Raw genomic sequence first — 14,760 nt, 5'->3', positions numbered from 1 at the left:
CCGGCCGCACACGCGGCCGGTCCGGCGTTGTCCGTTCCGTCGGCCGCGGCGCCGTCGCGCGAGCGGCCCCGGGCTGCGCCCGGACTTTGTGGGGCTCCGCCCCACGCCCCGCGCCTCGGTCCCCGGCGGGGCCGGTTTTGGCGGCGGGTCACGCCTCCGGGGGCGTGTCCTCCTCCGGGGTCGCCGCCGGGGGGTCCTCCGGGGGCTCCGGGTCCGGCCTCAGGCGGGGCTTCGTGCGGCCGCTGGAGGTGTCCCGCAGGTAAGACCCGTCCCCCGGCTCCGCGGTCGCGGAAGGGTCCCGCCGCCGCAGGTACCGCTCGAACTCGCGGGCGATCGCGTCCCCCGACGCCTCGGGGAGGTCGGCGGTGTCCCGCGCTTCCTCCAGCGTCTGCACGTACTCCGCCACCTCGCTGTCCTCGGCGGCCAGTTGGTCCACGCCCAGCTGCCACGCCCGTGCGTCCTCGGGCAGTTCGCCCAGCGGGATCCGGATGTCGAGCAGGTCCTCCAGCCGGTTCAGCAGCGCCAGCGTCGCCTTCGGGTTCGGCGGCTGCGACACGTAGTGCGGCACCGCCGCCCACAGCGACACCGCCGGGACGCCCGCGTGCGTACAGGCCTCCTGGAGCACGCCCACGATCCCGGTCGGGCCCTCGTACTTCGTCTCCTCCAGGTCCATCGTCCGCGCCAGGTCGGCGTCCGACGTCACCCCGCTGACCGGGACCGGCCGGGTGTGCGGGGTGTCCCCCAGCAGCGCGCCCAGGATGACCACCATCTCCACGCCCAGCTCGTGCGCGAAGGCGAGGATCTCGTTGCAGAACGAGCGCCAGCGCATGGACGGTTCGATCCCGCGCACCAGCACCAGGTCGCGCGGCTTCGCACCGCCGATCCGGACCACCGAAAGCCTGGTCGTCGGCCAGGTGATCTTCCGAACCCCGTTCTCCAGCCACACCGTCGGCCGGTTGACCTGGAAGTCGTAGTAGTCCTCGGCGTCCAGCGCCGCGAAGACCTCGCCCTTCCACTCCCGGTCCAGGTGCGTGACAGCACCGGAGGCGGCGTCACCCGCGTCGTTCCAGCCCTCGAACGCGGCCACCATGACCGGGTCGATCAGCTCGGGCACGCCCTCAAGCTCGATCACCCAGGTCTCCTTCCGAAGTTCCCTTGCGTACGTGGGTCAGCCTAAGCCTTGAGGGGACACCAGCCACAGCCCACGACGGAGGGGCGGTTCCCCTCGGAACCGCCCCTCTTCCCCACTGCGACGAGTGCTACGCCTTGCCGCCCAGCATCTCCTCGACCCGGGCGCGGACCTCGGCGCTGTCCAGGCCGCGGACGGTCACCGTCGTGCGCCGGCGCAGCACGTCGTCGACCGTCTGGGCCCACTCGTTGTCACGGGCGTACGCGACCTGCGCCCAGATCTCCGGCCCGTCCGGGTGGATCCGCTCGGCCAGCGCCGGGTCCTCGTTCGCCAGACGGGCGATGTCGAAGGCCAGCGAGCCGTAGTGCGAGGCCAGGTGCCGGGCGGTCAGCGGGTCCATCCGGGTCCCGGGCTCCCGGTCCACCAGCAGCCGGTGCGCGACCGCGTTCGGGTTGGCGACACCGGGCAGCGGGACCCGGCGCACCAGGGACTTCACCGGCTCCATGTCCTCGGTCAGCGGGCTGCCCGGCAGCTTCGCCAGCTTGTCCATGACCACCCGGCCGATGTGGCGGTACGTCGTCCACTTGCCGCCGGCCACCGACAGCATGCCGCCAGCGCTCTCGGAGACGACCGTCTCGCGCTTGGCCTTCTCGACCCCGCCGGGGCCGCCGGGCAGCACCCGCAGGCCCGCGAAGGCGTACGTCATCAGCGAGCGGTCCAGGTCGGCGTCCTTCACCGAGAAGGCCGCCTCGTCCAGGATCTGCTGGATGTCGGCCTCGGTGGCACGCACGTCCGCCGGGTCGCCCTCGTACACCTCGTCGGTGGTGCCGAGCAGCAGCTGGTCCTCCCACGGCAGGGCGAAGGTGATGCGGTACTTGTCGATCGGGGTGGCCATGGCGGCCTTCCACGGCGACTTGCGCTTCATCACGATGTGCGCGCCCTTGGAAAGGCGGATCGACGGCATCGCGTGCTTGTCTTCCATGCGCCGCAGGTGGTCCACCCACGGGCCGGTGGCGTTGAGCACGACGCGCGCGTCGACCCCGAACTCGGTGCCGTCCAGGCGGTCCTTGAGCTCGGCACCGCTGACCCGGCCGCGCGTCATGCGCAGGCCGGTGACCTCGGCGTGGTTCAGGACGACCGCGCCCGACTCGACGGCCGCGCGGACCGTCATCACGGCGACCCGGGAGTCGTTCATCTGGTGGTCGTAGTAAACCGCGACGGCCTTGAGGTTGTCGGTCTTCAGACCGGGGTTGTCGGCAACGGCACGGGCCGGGGATATCACCTTGCCGATGCCGTCGCCGAAGGCCGACAGGGCGGAGTACGCGAAGACGCCCGCGCCCAGCTTCGCGGCGCCGACCGGGCCGCCCTTGTAGACCGGCAGGTAGAAGGTGAGCGGGTTGACCAAGTGCGGGGCCACGTCCTTGGCCAGTACCCGGCGCTCGTGGTGGTTCTCCGCGACCAGCCTGACCGCGCCGGTCTGCAGGTAGCGCAGACCGCCGTGGACCAGCTTGGAGGAGGCCGAGGAGGTGGCGCCGGCGAAGTCGCCGGCGTCCACCATGGCAACCCGCAGACCCGACTGCGCGGCGTGCCAGGCCACGGACGTGCCCAGGATTCCACCGCCGATGACCAGCAGGTCGTACGTGGCCTTCGCCAGCTGCTCACGGGTCTCGGCGCGGCTCGCGTTCGAGCCGGCGGTCGGGTGCGAACCCAGTGCGGGAACGCTCTGCAGGGTGCTCATATCTCTTAGCTCCTCGTCGATTGACTCAGCTGAAGCGTCAGCTGGCGTCTTCGTCGTCGATCCAGCCCATGGACCGCTCGACGGCCTTGAGCCAGTTCTTGTACTCGCGGTCCCGCTGCTCGGCGGGCATCCGCGGGGTCCACTCCGCCGCGCGGCGCCAGTTGGCGCGCAGGGCGTCGGTGTCGGGCCAGAAGCCGACGGCCAGGCCGGCGGCGTAGGCGGCGCCGAGGCAGGTCGTCTCGGCGACCATCGGGCGCACCACGGGGGCGTCCAGGAAGTCCGAGAGGGTCTGCATCAGCAGGTTGTTGGAGGTCATGCCGCCGTCGACCTTGAGGGCCGCGAGCTCGACGCCCGAGTCCTTGGTCATGGCGTCGGTGATCTCGCGGGTCTGCCAGGCGGTGGCCTCCAGCACGGCACGGGCGATGTGCGCCTTGGTGACGTACCGGGTGAGGCCGGCGATCACACCGCGGGCGTCGGAGCGCCAGTACGGGGCGAAGAGGCCGGAGAAGGCGGGCACGAAGTAGGCGCCGCCGTTGTCCTCGACGGAGGAGGCCAGCGTCTCGATCTCGGCGGCCGACTTGATCAGGCCCATCTGGTCGCGCATCCACTGGACGAGCGAGCCGGTGACGGCGATGGAGCCCTCCAGGGCGTAGACCGGCTTCTCGTCGCCGATCTGGTAGCCGACCGTGGTCAGCAGGCCGCTGTAGGAGTTGATGATCTTGTCGCCGGTGTTCATCAGCATGAACGTGCCGGTGCCGTACGTGGACTTCGCCTCGCCCTCGGAGAAGCAGGTCTGGCCGAACAGGGCGGCCTGCTGGTCACCGAGCGCCGAGGCGACCGGGACACCGGCGAGCACGCCTTCCTTGACGTGGCCGTAGACCTCGGCGGAGGACCGGATCTCGGGGAGGACGTTGAGCGGGACCTCCATGGACTCGGCGATGCGCTCGTCCCACTGCCGCGTGTGGAGGTTCATCAGCATGGTGCGCGAGGCGTTGGTGACGTCGGTGACGTGCACTCCGCCCTGGACGCCGCCGGTCAGGTTCCAGATGACCCAGGAGTCCATGGTGCCGAAGAGGATGTCACCGGCCTCGGCGCGCTCGCGCAGGCCCTCGACGTTGTCGAGCAGCCAGCGGACCTTGGGACCCGCGAAGTACGAGGCGAGCGGCAGGCCGGTCTCGCGGCGGAAGCGGTCCTGGCCGACGTTGCGGCCGAGTTCCTTGCACAGGGTGTCGGTGCGGGTGTCCTGCCAGACCAGCGCGTTGTGCACCGGCTCGCCGGTGTTCTTGTCCCACAGGAGCGTGGTCTCGCGCTGGTTGGTGATGCCGACGGCCTTGACGTCGGCCGCGGTGAAGCCCGGAATGTCCTGGGCCGCCTTGGTGATGGCCCCGGCGACGACCTCCTGGACGTTGGTCCAGATCTCGGTGGCGTCGTGCTCGACCCAGCCCGGCTTCGGGAAGATCTGCTCGTGCTCCTTCTGGTCGACGGCGACGATGCGGCCGTCGCGGTCGAAGACGATGCAGCGGGAGGACGTGGTGCCCTGGTCGATCGCGGCGATGAAGGGGCCGGTGCTGCTGGTCATGGTGGCTGCTCCTGGCGGCTCTGGTTGGCGGAATCAGGGGGCGGTGCGGATCTTGCGATACGTGCCGATGCTGATCAGACGAACGCGATGTTGTACAGACCACCGGCGACGACGGCACCGACGAGCGGGCCGACGACCGGGATCCAGGAGTATCCCCAGTCCGAGCCGCCCTTGTTGGGCAGCGGCAGCAGGGCGTGCACGATGCGGGGGCCGAGGTCGCGCACCGGGTTGATGGCGTAGCCGGTCGGGCCGCCGAGGGAGAGGCCGATGCCGACGACCACGAAGGAGGTGATCAGGACGCCGATGACGCCGAGACCCTTGCCGTCGTCCTGGAGGCCCTGGGTGAGGATCGCCAGGATCAGGACGGCGGTGCCGATGATCTCGGTGAGGAGGTTCTGGACGACGTTGCGGATCTCGGGTCCGGTGGAGAAGATCCCGAGCACCGGGCCGGCCACGTCGTGCGGGTGCGGGTCCTCGGGGCCGAGCTTGGCGTCACGGATGTGCTCCGGGTCCGCCAGGTGCGCCAGGAACTGTCCGTAGTAAGTGGCCCACATCAGGACGGCGCCGATCATGGCGCCGAGCAGCTGGCCCGCGAGGTAGACCGGCACGTCGCCCCACTCGCCGGTCTTGACGGCTATGCCGACGGTGACCGCGGGGTTGAGGTGTGCGCCGGAGAGGGGCGCGGACACGTACGCGGCGATCAGGACGGCGAAACCCCAGCCGAAGGTGATCGCGAGCCATCCCGCGTTGCGGGCCTTGGAGCTCTTGAGCGTGACGGCGGCGCAGACACCGCCGCCGAGCAGGGTGAGCAGGGCGGTACCGATGGTCTCGCCGATGAAGATGTCGGAGCTGGACACCCGCGACTCCTTTGTCTTACGTCCAGGGGGTGGGCGGACCACCGGGTCCCTCCGGTGGCCCACCGCACTCGGTGAGTGCTGCACCGGTCCTTGGCCTCGCCATACCCTAACGCGTATTGCCGGTAGGTGTTCGACAATGCCGACCGATGAACGGCAGTTTTCCGCCCGGGTGAAGAATGCGTCAAGGGCTGGACAGGTCACAGATCCGGATCGTTACCGCCCGGTGTGATCGACCAAATCCAGCCAACTAGTGGGCCAGAAATCGCCAAATACACCCAGATGGCGGCCGATGCCGCCCTGGGTGCACACAAAGCAAGGTCAGAACCGGCCCGCGCCGAGATCGCGCGAAACCGACCGCGCACAGTCCCGTACCGACGCGATCAGGCTCGCCCGCGGCTCCCCGCCCTCCCCGCAGACCCGCTCCACGGCCCCCGCGACCGCCACCGCGCCGACCGGCATCCTGCGCCGGTCGTGGATGGGGGCGGCCACCGAGGCGAGGCCCTCCCACGTCTCCTCGACGTCGCAGGCCCAGCCGCGGGCCCGGGTCAGGTCCAGGATCTCCTCGAAGCCGGCGGCGTCCGTGACCGTGCGGGCCGTGAACGCCTCCCGCTCCACCTCGACCGCCTGCGTGTGGGCCACCGGGTCGTACGCCGACAGCACCTTGCCCAGGGCCGTGGAGTGCAGCGGCTGCATGGCGCCCACCTCCAGCACCTGGCGGCTGTCGTCCGGCCGGAACACGTGGTGCATGATCAGCACCCCGCTCTTGTGGAGCACCCCCACGTACACGCTCTCGCCGCTCGCCCGCGCCAGGTCATCCGTCCACACCAGCGCCCGGGCCCGCAGCTCGTGCACGTCCAGATAGCTGTTGCCCAGGCGCAGCAGCTCGGCGCCGAGCTGATAGCGGCCGGAAGCCGGGTCCTGCTCCACGAAACCCTCGGCCTGGAGGGTGCGCAGGATGCCGTGCGCGGTCCCCTTGGCCAGCCCCAGCGCACCGGCCACGTCCGACAGGCCCAGCCGGCGCTCGCCGCCCGCCAGGAGCCGCAGCATCGCAGCGGCTCGTTCGAGCGACTGGATGTTCCGTGCCATCGTGCAGCCTCCTGCTGACGTAGTTCGACAATGCTGAACACTATCGGCCGATGTCGACCTTGTGCATGCTCGGGGAACTCTTCGGGACACCCGCGTGCCGAGCCGGACCCCTTGAGCCCCGGTGGAGCCAGGCCAAAGAATGCAGTCCGCCACGTGGGACAGCCCCACCGGGTCCGGGTGCACACGGTTACCCTGACCGCGTGCGCCCTTGACGCAGGGAGGACGCAAAGCCGACAGCCGTCGCACCCCAGGGAGCTTGACCATGGCCTCGTTGCCGAACCCGCCCGCAGACACCCAGACCCGGGCCGATGCCCTCCGAGAGGCGCTCGCCACCCGCGTGGTCGTCGCCGACGGGGCCATGGGAACCATGCTCCAGGCGCAGGACCCGACGATGGAGGACTTCCAGCAGCTGGAAGGCTGCAACGAGGTCCTGAACGTGACCCGCCCCGACATCGTGGCGAACGTCCACCGGGAGTACTTCGCGGCCGGCGTGGACTGCGTGGAGACCAACACGTTCGGCGCCAACTTCGCCGCGCTGGCGGAGTACGACATCCCCGATCGCAACTTCGAGCTGTCGCAGTCCGGCGCCCGGATCGCCCGCGAGGTCGCGGACGAGTTCACCGCGTCCACCGGGCAGCAGCGCTGGGTGCTGGGCTCGATGGGCCCGGGCACCAAGCTGCCGACGCTCGGCCACATCGACTACGCGACGATCCGCGACGCCTACCAGATCAACGCCGAGGGCCTGATCGCCGGCGGCGCGGACGCCCTGCTGGTGGAGACCACCCAGGACCTGCTCCAGACCAAGTCCTCCCTCATCGGCGCGCGGCGCGCGATGGAGGCGCTCGGCGTCTCCGTGCCGCTGATCTGTTCCGTCACCGTCGAGACGACCGGCACCATGCTGCTGGGCTCCGAGATCGGCGCGGCCCTGACGGCGCTGGAGCCCCTGGGCATCGACATGATCGGCCTGAACTGCGCGACCGGCCCGGCCGAGATGAGCGAGCACCTGCGCTACCTGGCCCGCAACGCGCGGATCCCGCTGTCCTGCATGCCGAACGCGGGCCTGCCGGTGCTCGGCAAGGACGGCGCGCACTACCCCCTGTCGGCCCCCGAGCTCGCCGACGCGCAGGAGACCTTCGTCCGCGAGTACGGCCTCTCCCTGGTCGGCGGCTGCTGCGGCACCACCCCCGAGCACCTGCGCCAGGTGGTGGAGCGGGTCCGCGACCTGACCCCGGCGGCACGCCGGCCGCAGCCGGAGCCGGGTGCCTCGTCGCTGTACCAGACGGTGCCGTTCCGCCAGGACACCTCGTACATGGCGATCGGCGAGCGGACCAACGCCAACGGCTCGAAGAAGTTCCGCGAGGCGATGCTGGAAGCCCGCTGGGACGACTGCGTGGAGATGGCCCGCGACCAGATCCGCGAAGGCGCGCACATGCTCGACCTGTGCGTGGACTACGTGGGCCGGGACGGCGTGGCCGACATGAAGGAGCTGGCCGGCCGCTTCGCGACGGCGTCCACGCTGCCGATCGTCCTGGACTCCACCGAGGTTCCCGTCATCCGGGCGGGTCTGGAGAAGCTCGGCGGCCGCGCGGTCATCAACTCGGTGAACTACGAGGACGGCGACGGCCCGGAGTCCCGCTTCGCGAAGGTGACCGCCCTGGCGCGCGAGCACGGCGCGGCGCTGATCGCGCTGACCATCGACGAGGAGGGCCAGGCCCGTACCGTCGAGCACAAGGTGGCCATCGCCGAGCGGCTGATCACCGACCTGACCGGCAACTGGGGCATCCACGAGTCGGACATCCTCATCGACACCCTCACCTTCACCATCTGCACGGGCCAGGAGGAGTCCCGCAAGGACGGCATCGCCACCATCGAGGCGATCCGCGAACTCAAGCGGCGCCACCCCGACGTCCAGACCACGCTGGGCCTGTCCAACATCTCCTTCGGCCTCAACCCGGCCGCCCGCGTCCTGCTGAACTCCGTCTTCCTGGACGAGTGCGTCAAGGCGGGCCTCGACTCGGCGATCGTCCACGCCTCGAAGATCCTGCCGATCGCCCGCTTCGACGACGAGCAGGTGCAGACGGCCCTGGACCTGATCTACGACCGGCGCGCCGAGGACTACGACCCGCTCCAGAAGCTGATGGCGCTCTTCGAGGGCGTCAACACCAAGTCGATGAAGGACGGCCGCGCCGAGGAGCTGCTCGCGCTGCCGCTGGACGAGCGGCTCCAGCGCCGCATCATCGACGGGGAGAAGAACGGCCTGGAGGCCGACCTCGACGAGGCGCTCCTGACCCGCCCGGCCCTGGACATCGTCAACGACACCCTGCTGGAGGGCATGAAGGTCGTCGGCGAGCTGTTCGGCTCCGGTCAGATGCAGCTGCCCTTCGTCCTCCAGTCGGCCGAGGTGATGAAGACGGCGGTCGCCTACCTCGAACCGCACATGGAGAAGACCGACGACGAGGGCAAGGGCACGATCGTGCTGGCCACCGTCCGCGGCGACGTCCACGACATCGGCAAGAACCTCGTCGACATCATCTTGACCAACAACGGCTACAACGTCGTCAACATCGGCATCAAGCAGCCCGTCTCCGCGATCCTGGAAGCCGCCCAGGAACACCGGGCCGACGTGATCGGCATGTCCGGCCTCCTCGTGAAGTCGACCGTGATCATGAAGGAGAACCTGGAGGAGCTCAACCAGCGCAAGCTGGCGGCCGACTACCCGGTCATCCTGGGAGGCGCCGCCCTGACCCGCGCCTACGTCGAACAGGACCTCCACGAGATCTACGAGGGCGAAGTCCGCTACGCCCGCGACGCCTTCGAGGGCCTGCGCCTCATGGACGCCCTCATCGCCGTCAAGCGCGGCGTCCCCGGCGCCGAACTCCCGCCCCTCAAGCAGCGCCGCGTCGCCAAGCGGGACACCCCGGTGCTCCAGGTCGAGGAGCCCGAGGAGCCCGGCGGCCGCTCGGACGTGGCCGTCGACAACCCGGTCCCCACCCCGCCGTTCTGGGGTACCCGCGTCGTCAAGGGCATCCCGCTCAAGGACTACGCCTCCTGGCTGGACGAGGGCGCCCTCTTCAAGGGCCAGTGGGGCCTCAAGCAGGCCCGCGCCGGCGGTGCGACGTACGAGGAGCTCGTGGAGTCCGAGGGCCGGCCGCGGCTGCGCGGCCTCCTGGAGAAGCTGCACACCGAGAACCTGCTCGAAGCGGCCGTCGTCTACGGCTACTTCCCCTGCGTCTCCAAGGGCGACGACCTGATCATCCTGGACGAACAGGGCAACGAGCGGACCCGCTTCACCTTCCCGCGCCAGCGCCGCGGCCGGCGCCTGTGCCTCGCCGACTTCTTCCGCCCGGAAGAGTCCGGCGAGACCGACGTCGTCGGCCTCCAGGTGGTCACCGTCGGCTCGAAGATCGGCGAGGCCACCGCCAAGCTGTTCGAGTCCGACTCCTACCGCGAGTACCTGGAGCTGCACGGCCTGTCCGTCCAGCTCGCCGAGGCCCTCGCCGAGTACTGGCACGCCCGCGTCCGCGCCGAACTCGGCTTCGGCGGCGAGGACCCGGCCGAGGTCGAGGACATGTTCGCCCTCAAGTACCGCGGCGCCCGCTTCTCGCTCGGCTACGGCGCCTGCCCCGACCTGGAGGACCGGGCCAAGATCGCCGACATGCTCCAGCCGGAGCGGATCGGCGTCCACCTCTCGGAGGAGTTCCAGCTCCACCCGGAGCAGTCGACCGACGCCATCGTGATTCACCACCCCGAAGCGAAGTATTTCAACGCACGCTGACGCAGAGCGGCGTACACTGGTCGGTCCCATACAGGCCGGTCACCTGTTCCCCCGGGCACGCCCCGAGGAGCGAGGTGACCGGCCTTCTCGTCCCCCGTGAGAGGTGTGTGCGCATGACCAGCACCGTTCCAGCCGCCGTCACCCGTACGACCGACGGTTCGGCCCTGCAGGCGGTACTGCTGGACATGGACGGCACCCTCGTCGACACCGAGGGGTTCTGGTGGGAGATCGAAGAGGAGATCTTCCGCGAGCTCGGCCACCGGCTGGAGGAGACCTGGCGCGACATCGTCGTCGGCGGCCCCATGAGCCGCAGCGCCGCCTTCCTGATCGAGTCCACCGGAGCCGCCATCGGCCTCGCCGAGCTCAGCGTGCTCCTCAACGAACGGTTCGAGGCCCGCATCGCCGACCAGGTGCCCCTGATGCCCGGCGCCGAGCGGCTGCTCGCCGAGCTGGCCCGGCACAACGTGCCCACCGCCCTCGTCTCCGCCTCCCACCGCCGGGTCATCGACCAGGTCCTGCTCACCCTCGGCCGCGACCGCTTCACCATGACGGTCGCCGGCGACGAAGTGCCCCGGACCAAGCCCCACCCCGACCCGTACCTCCTCGCCGCCCAGGCCCTCGGCGCGCACCCCTCGCGCTGCGCCGTGATCGAGGACACCGCCACCGGCGTCGCGGCCGCCGAGGCCGCCGGCTGCCGGGTCGTCGCCGTGCCCTCCGTCGGCCTGATCCCCGCCGCCCCCGGCCGCACGATCGTGCGCTCCCTGGAAGAAGTGGACCTGGCGTTCCTGCGCTCGCTCATCACTCCGATGAACTGAACACGCACGCTGCGTACCGAACAGAACGGGTGCGCTGCCGGGCAGCGGCGAGAGGATCTTCCGCCGGGCGCCGCGGAGGCCGAAATTCCATCCCCATGCTGGCAGTTGCCGCGGGGTGAGCTTGGTCACCCGAGGGAACCGTCCCGGGCCCTCCCGCACGCCGTGAACCGTTCCCTTGTGTCCGCATTGATCAGCTCCTGACCCGCTCTGCGCCCACTCTGGGACGAACGGTCAGTCCGCGCCCATGACCGTCCGGTTACGCCCCAACTCCTGCCAGTTCCAGCCATCCCGTCCCAGGCCACTAATGTCGACGCCGGGCACTGCGCCGCACCTCAGCCTTACCGGAGACACACCCCTGTGCCGGTACGGCGTGGACCGATCGTCACACACCGGCCCGATCGTTCCGCCCTGAACGGGCGACCGCCGCATGGTGCCCTCTACGCCGCTTTGAGCAAGTGCCGGGTGAGGGAGTACTTCCAGCATGAACCGCAAGACCATGGTGCTGACGGCCGCGATAGGCCTGCTCACCCCCGCGCTGTCCGCATGCGGCAGCGCGAGCGGAGGAGGAGCGGGAACCGGGGCGATCGTCGTCGGTACCACCGACCGGTTCGAAGCCGCCGACTACGCCCCCGCCCCCTTCGACCCCGCCTACGCCTACGACGCCGGCGCCTGGAACGTCCTGCGCCAGACCGTCCAGACGCTGATGCACACCCCCCGCGGCGGCGGCCGGCCCGTCCCCGAAGCAGCCTCCGACTGCCGCTTCACCGACTCCGGCAACGAGAGCTACCGCTGCACCCTGCGCCCCGGACTCACCTTCGCCGGCGGTGACCCGCTCACCGCCAAGGACGTCAAGTTCTCCATCGACCGCGTCCTCGCCATCAAGGCGGAGAACGGCCCCTCCTCGCTGCTGTCCACCATCGACACCGTCGAGGCCAAGGGCGCCGACACCGTCGTCTTCCACCTCAAGACCGCCGACGCGACCTTCCCGTACAAGCTCTCCACGCCTGCCGCCGGCATCGTCAGCGCCAAGGACTACGACGCCAAGAAGCTGCGCGCCGGCTTCGCCGTCGACGGCTCCGGCCCGTACACGATGAAGGCCGAAGTCAAGGGCAACCAGCTCGTCCGCGCCGTCTTCACCAAGAACCCGCACTACCAGGGCGACATCAAGCTCCAGAACGACAAGGTCGAACTGCGCCCCTTCGCCGACTCCGACAGCATGGGCAAGGCCCTGCGCGACGGAGCCGTCCAGGTCGTCTCCCGCACCCTGTCGCCCGCCCAGATCGCCGAGTTCTCCGCGAAGCCGCCCAAGTCGGTCAAGCTGGTCCCGCTGCCCGGCCTGGAGATCCGCTACCTCGGCTTCAACACCGAAGCCCCCGTCGTCAAGGACAAGGCCGTCCGCCAGGCCCTCGCCGCCGCCGTCGACCGCAACGCCCTGATATCCAAGGTCTACGGCAAGGCCGCACAGCCCCTGTACTCGCTGGTCCCCACCAGCGTCACGGGACACGTGAACTCCTTCTTCAGCAAGTACGGCGAGGCGAACACCGCCAAGGCCGCCGACCTGCTGAAGAACGCCGGGATCAAGACCCCGGTCAAGCTGACCCTCAACTACACCACCGACCACTACGGTGACGGCACCGCCGCCGAGTTCGAGGAACTCAAGACCCAGCTGAACTCCACCCAGCTCTTCGACATCACCGTCCAGGGCAACGACTGGGCCGACTACCGCCCCGCGCAGAAGAAGGGCGACTACGCCGCCTACGGGCTCGGCTGGTTCCCCGACTACCCGGACGCCGACAACTTCCTCGCCCCGTTCCTGGAGCAGGACAACTTCCTGGGCACTCCGTACGCCAACGCCGCGGTACGCACCAGGCTCATCCCCGACTCCCGGCGCGCGGCCGACCGCACGGTCGCCGTGCCCGCGATCACGGAGATGCAGGACATCGTCGCCGACGACGTCCCCGTCCTGCCGCTGTGGCAGGGCAAGCAGTACGTCGCCGCCCGCGACGAGATCACCGGGGCGGAATGGTCGGTCAACGCCATCTCCGACCTCCAGCTGTGGGAACTCGGCCGGGGCGTCAGCGGCTGAGCAAGGCACCAGCCGGCAGCGGGTGTCGCAGGCCGGCGCAACGAGACAGTACGACTGTGAAGGACGTTCGCGTGATGAGACGTAACCAGTGGTTGGCAGCCCCGCTCGGCGCCGCAACCGCCGCCGCGCTGCTGAGCGGTTGCGGTTCGCAGGATGGCTCGGCCGCAGGCAGCGGCAAGGGTGTTGTCATGGGAATATCCGACAAGGTGAAGTCCACCGACCCCGCGTCGGGCTACGACCCGGGCTCCTGGCTCCTGTTCAACAACGTCTTCCAGTCGCTGCTGACCTTCCCCAAGGGCGGCACCAGCCCCGAACCCGACGCCGCCCAGACCTGCGGCTTCGAAGGCGCCGACAGCAAGGTCTACAAGTGCGTCCTGCGCGCCGGACTGAAGTTCAGCAACGGCGACAGCCTCACCTCCAAGGACGTCAAGTACTCCTTCGAGCGCACCCTGAAGATCAATGACGCCAACGGCCCGGCGGTCATGCTCTCGTCGATCGCCGGCATCGAGGCGCCCGACGAGAAGACCGTCATCTTCCGCCTCAAGACCTCCGACGCGACCTTCCCCAGCAAGATCGCCGCCGGCGCGGGCGCCATCGTCGACCACACCCAGTACCCGGCCGACAAGCTCCGAACCGACGGCAAGGCCGTCGGCTCCGGCGTCTACAAGCTGGACTCCATCAGCGACAAGAGCGCCAACTTCTCGGTCAACGACTCCTACAGCGGCAAGGCCAAGCCGAAGAACACCGGCGTGACCATGAAGTTCTTCAACGACGACCAGGCCGCCCTCAAGAAGGTCCTCGAAAGCGGCGACGTCGACTTCGCCTTCCGCGGCCTCGCCGCCAAGGACATCGCCAGCCTCGCCAACAAGGCCGGCGACCAGAAGGTCGAGGTCGTCCAGGGCACCGGCGCCGAAGTCCAGCACCTCGTCTTCAACATGAACGACCCGGTCGCCGGAAAGCTGCCGATCCGCAAGGCCATCGCCTACCTCGTCGACCGCGAAGCGATCATCAAGGAGGTCTACGACGGCACCGCCACCTCCCTGTACTCGGTCGTCCCCGCCGGCATCGCCTCCCACAACACCGCCTTCTTCGACCGCTACGGCGGCAGCCCCCAGCCGGAGAAGGCCAAGAGCGTCCTGCGCGCCGCCAACGTCACGAACAAGGTGAAGATCACCCTGTACTCGACGCCCACCCGCTACGGGCCGGCCACCGACCAGGAACTGCAGCTCATCGCCAAGCAGCTCAACGACAGCGGCCTCTTCGACGCCGACGTGAAGTCCGTCGAGTTCGAGCAGTACGAGAAGGACATCGAAGCCGGCAAGTACGGCGTCTACGTCAAGGGCTGGGTGCCCGACTACCCGGACGCCGACAACTTCACCCAGCCGTTCTTCGGTCCGGACAACGTCCTGCACAACAACTACGACAACAAGGAGATCAGCGGGACCATCATCCCCTCGACCTCCGCGAAGTCCGACCGCACCGCCGCCAACACCGACTTCACCCGGCTCCAGGACATCGTCGCCGACGAGATCCCGCTCCTCCCGCTCTGGCAGGGCAAGCAGTACGCCGTCACCCGCCAGAACGTGACGGGCCTCCAGTGGTCGCTGGACGCCTCGACCGTCTTCCGCTTGGGGGAGATCCGCAGGGGGTGCGCCAGGTGAAGGGGCGGGCCGCCGCACCCCGGGGCGGCCGGCG

At 69.7% G+C, this 14,760-nt stretch carries 9 protein-coding genes; 4 read left to right on the top strand and 5 right to left on the bottom strand.

The features are described from left to right. Nucleotides 1–148: 148 nt before the first annotated feature. From ACWGH1_RS34470 to ACWGH1_RS34450, 5 genes are all read right to left on the bottom strand, one after another. Complete coding sequence (locus tag ACWGH1_RS34470) at nucleotides 149–1,132, bottom strand: PAC2 family protein (RefSeq protein WP_453352833.1); 984 nt, start codon at nucleotides 1,130–1,132, stop codon at nucleotides 149–151. A gap of 127 nt (nucleotides 1,133–1,259) precedes the next feature. Next, nucleotides 1,260–2,867 (bottom strand): FAD-dependent oxidoreductase, encoded by a 1,608-nt coding sequence (locus ACWGH1_RS34465; protein ID WP_453352832.1) that lies wholly within the window; start codon nucleotides 2,865–2,867, stop codon nucleotides 1,260–1,262. Between the two features lie 37 nt (nucleotides 2,868–2,904). Further along, nucleotides 2,905–4,446, bottom strand: a complete 1,542-nt coding sequence (gene glpK / locus ACWGH1_RS34460; RefSeq protein ID WP_453352831.1) for a glycerol kinase GlpK — start codon at nucleotides 4,444–4,446, stop codon at nucleotides 2,905–2,907. A 74-nt stretch (nucleotides 4,447–4,520) separates the two neighbouring features. Further along, nucleotides 4,521–5,303: an MIP/aquaporin family protein gene (locus tag ACWGH1_RS34455; protein ID WP_453352830.1), complete on the bottom strand. Its 783-nt coding sequence runs from the start codon at nucleotides 5,301–5,303 to the stop codon at nucleotides 4,521–4,523. A gap of 318 nt (nucleotides 5,304–5,621) precedes the next feature. Continuing rightward, on the bottom strand, nucleotides 5,622–6,389 hold the full coding sequence (locus tag ACWGH1_RS34450; RefSeq protein WP_453352829.1) for an IclR family transcriptional regulator: 768 nt from the start codon (nucleotides 6,387–6,389) through the stop codon (nucleotides 5,622–5,624). Nucleotides 6,390–6,651: 262 nt separating this feature from the next. Here ACWGH1_RS34450 and metH point away from each other — a divergent pair, with 262 nt between their 5' ends. From metH to ACWGH1_RS34430, 4 genes are all read left to right on the top strand, one after another. Beyond that, the gene (metH, locus tag ACWGH1_RS34445) at nucleotides 6,652–10,164 is read left to right on the top strand and encodes a methionine synthase (protein WP_453352828.1); all 3,513 of its coding nucleotides are present in this window, start codon (nucleotides 6,652–6,654) and stop codon (nucleotides 10,162–10,164) included. 113 nt (nucleotides 10,165–10,277) lie between these two features. Beyond that, a complete protein-coding gene (locus ACWGH1_RS34440; RefSeq protein ID WP_329193898.1) occupies nucleotides 10,278–10,979 on the top strand; it encodes an HAD family hydrolase in 702 nt (233 codons plus the stop codon). Between the two features lie 481 nt (nucleotides 10,980–11,460). Next, nucleotides 11,461–13,065: an ABC transporter substrate-binding protein gene (locus ACWGH1_RS34435; RefSeq protein ID WP_453352827.1), complete on the top strand. Its 1,605-nt coding sequence runs from the start codon at nucleotides 11,461–11,463 to the stop codon at nucleotides 13,063–13,065. Between the two features lie 74 nt (nucleotides 13,066–13,139). Then, on the top strand, nucleotides 13,140–14,726 hold the full coding sequence (locus ACWGH1_RS34430; RefSeq protein ID WP_453409331.1) for an ABC transporter substrate-binding protein: 1,587 nt from the start codon (nucleotides 13,140–13,142) through the stop codon (nucleotides 14,724–14,726). Nucleotides 14,727–14,760 lie beyond the last annotated feature (34 nt).

This window comes from Streptomyces sp. NPDC054883 (genome assembly GCF_053610645.1).
Note: the sequence above shows the minus strand (reverse complement) of the source record. Positions and strands in the feature narration are given on the sequence as shown.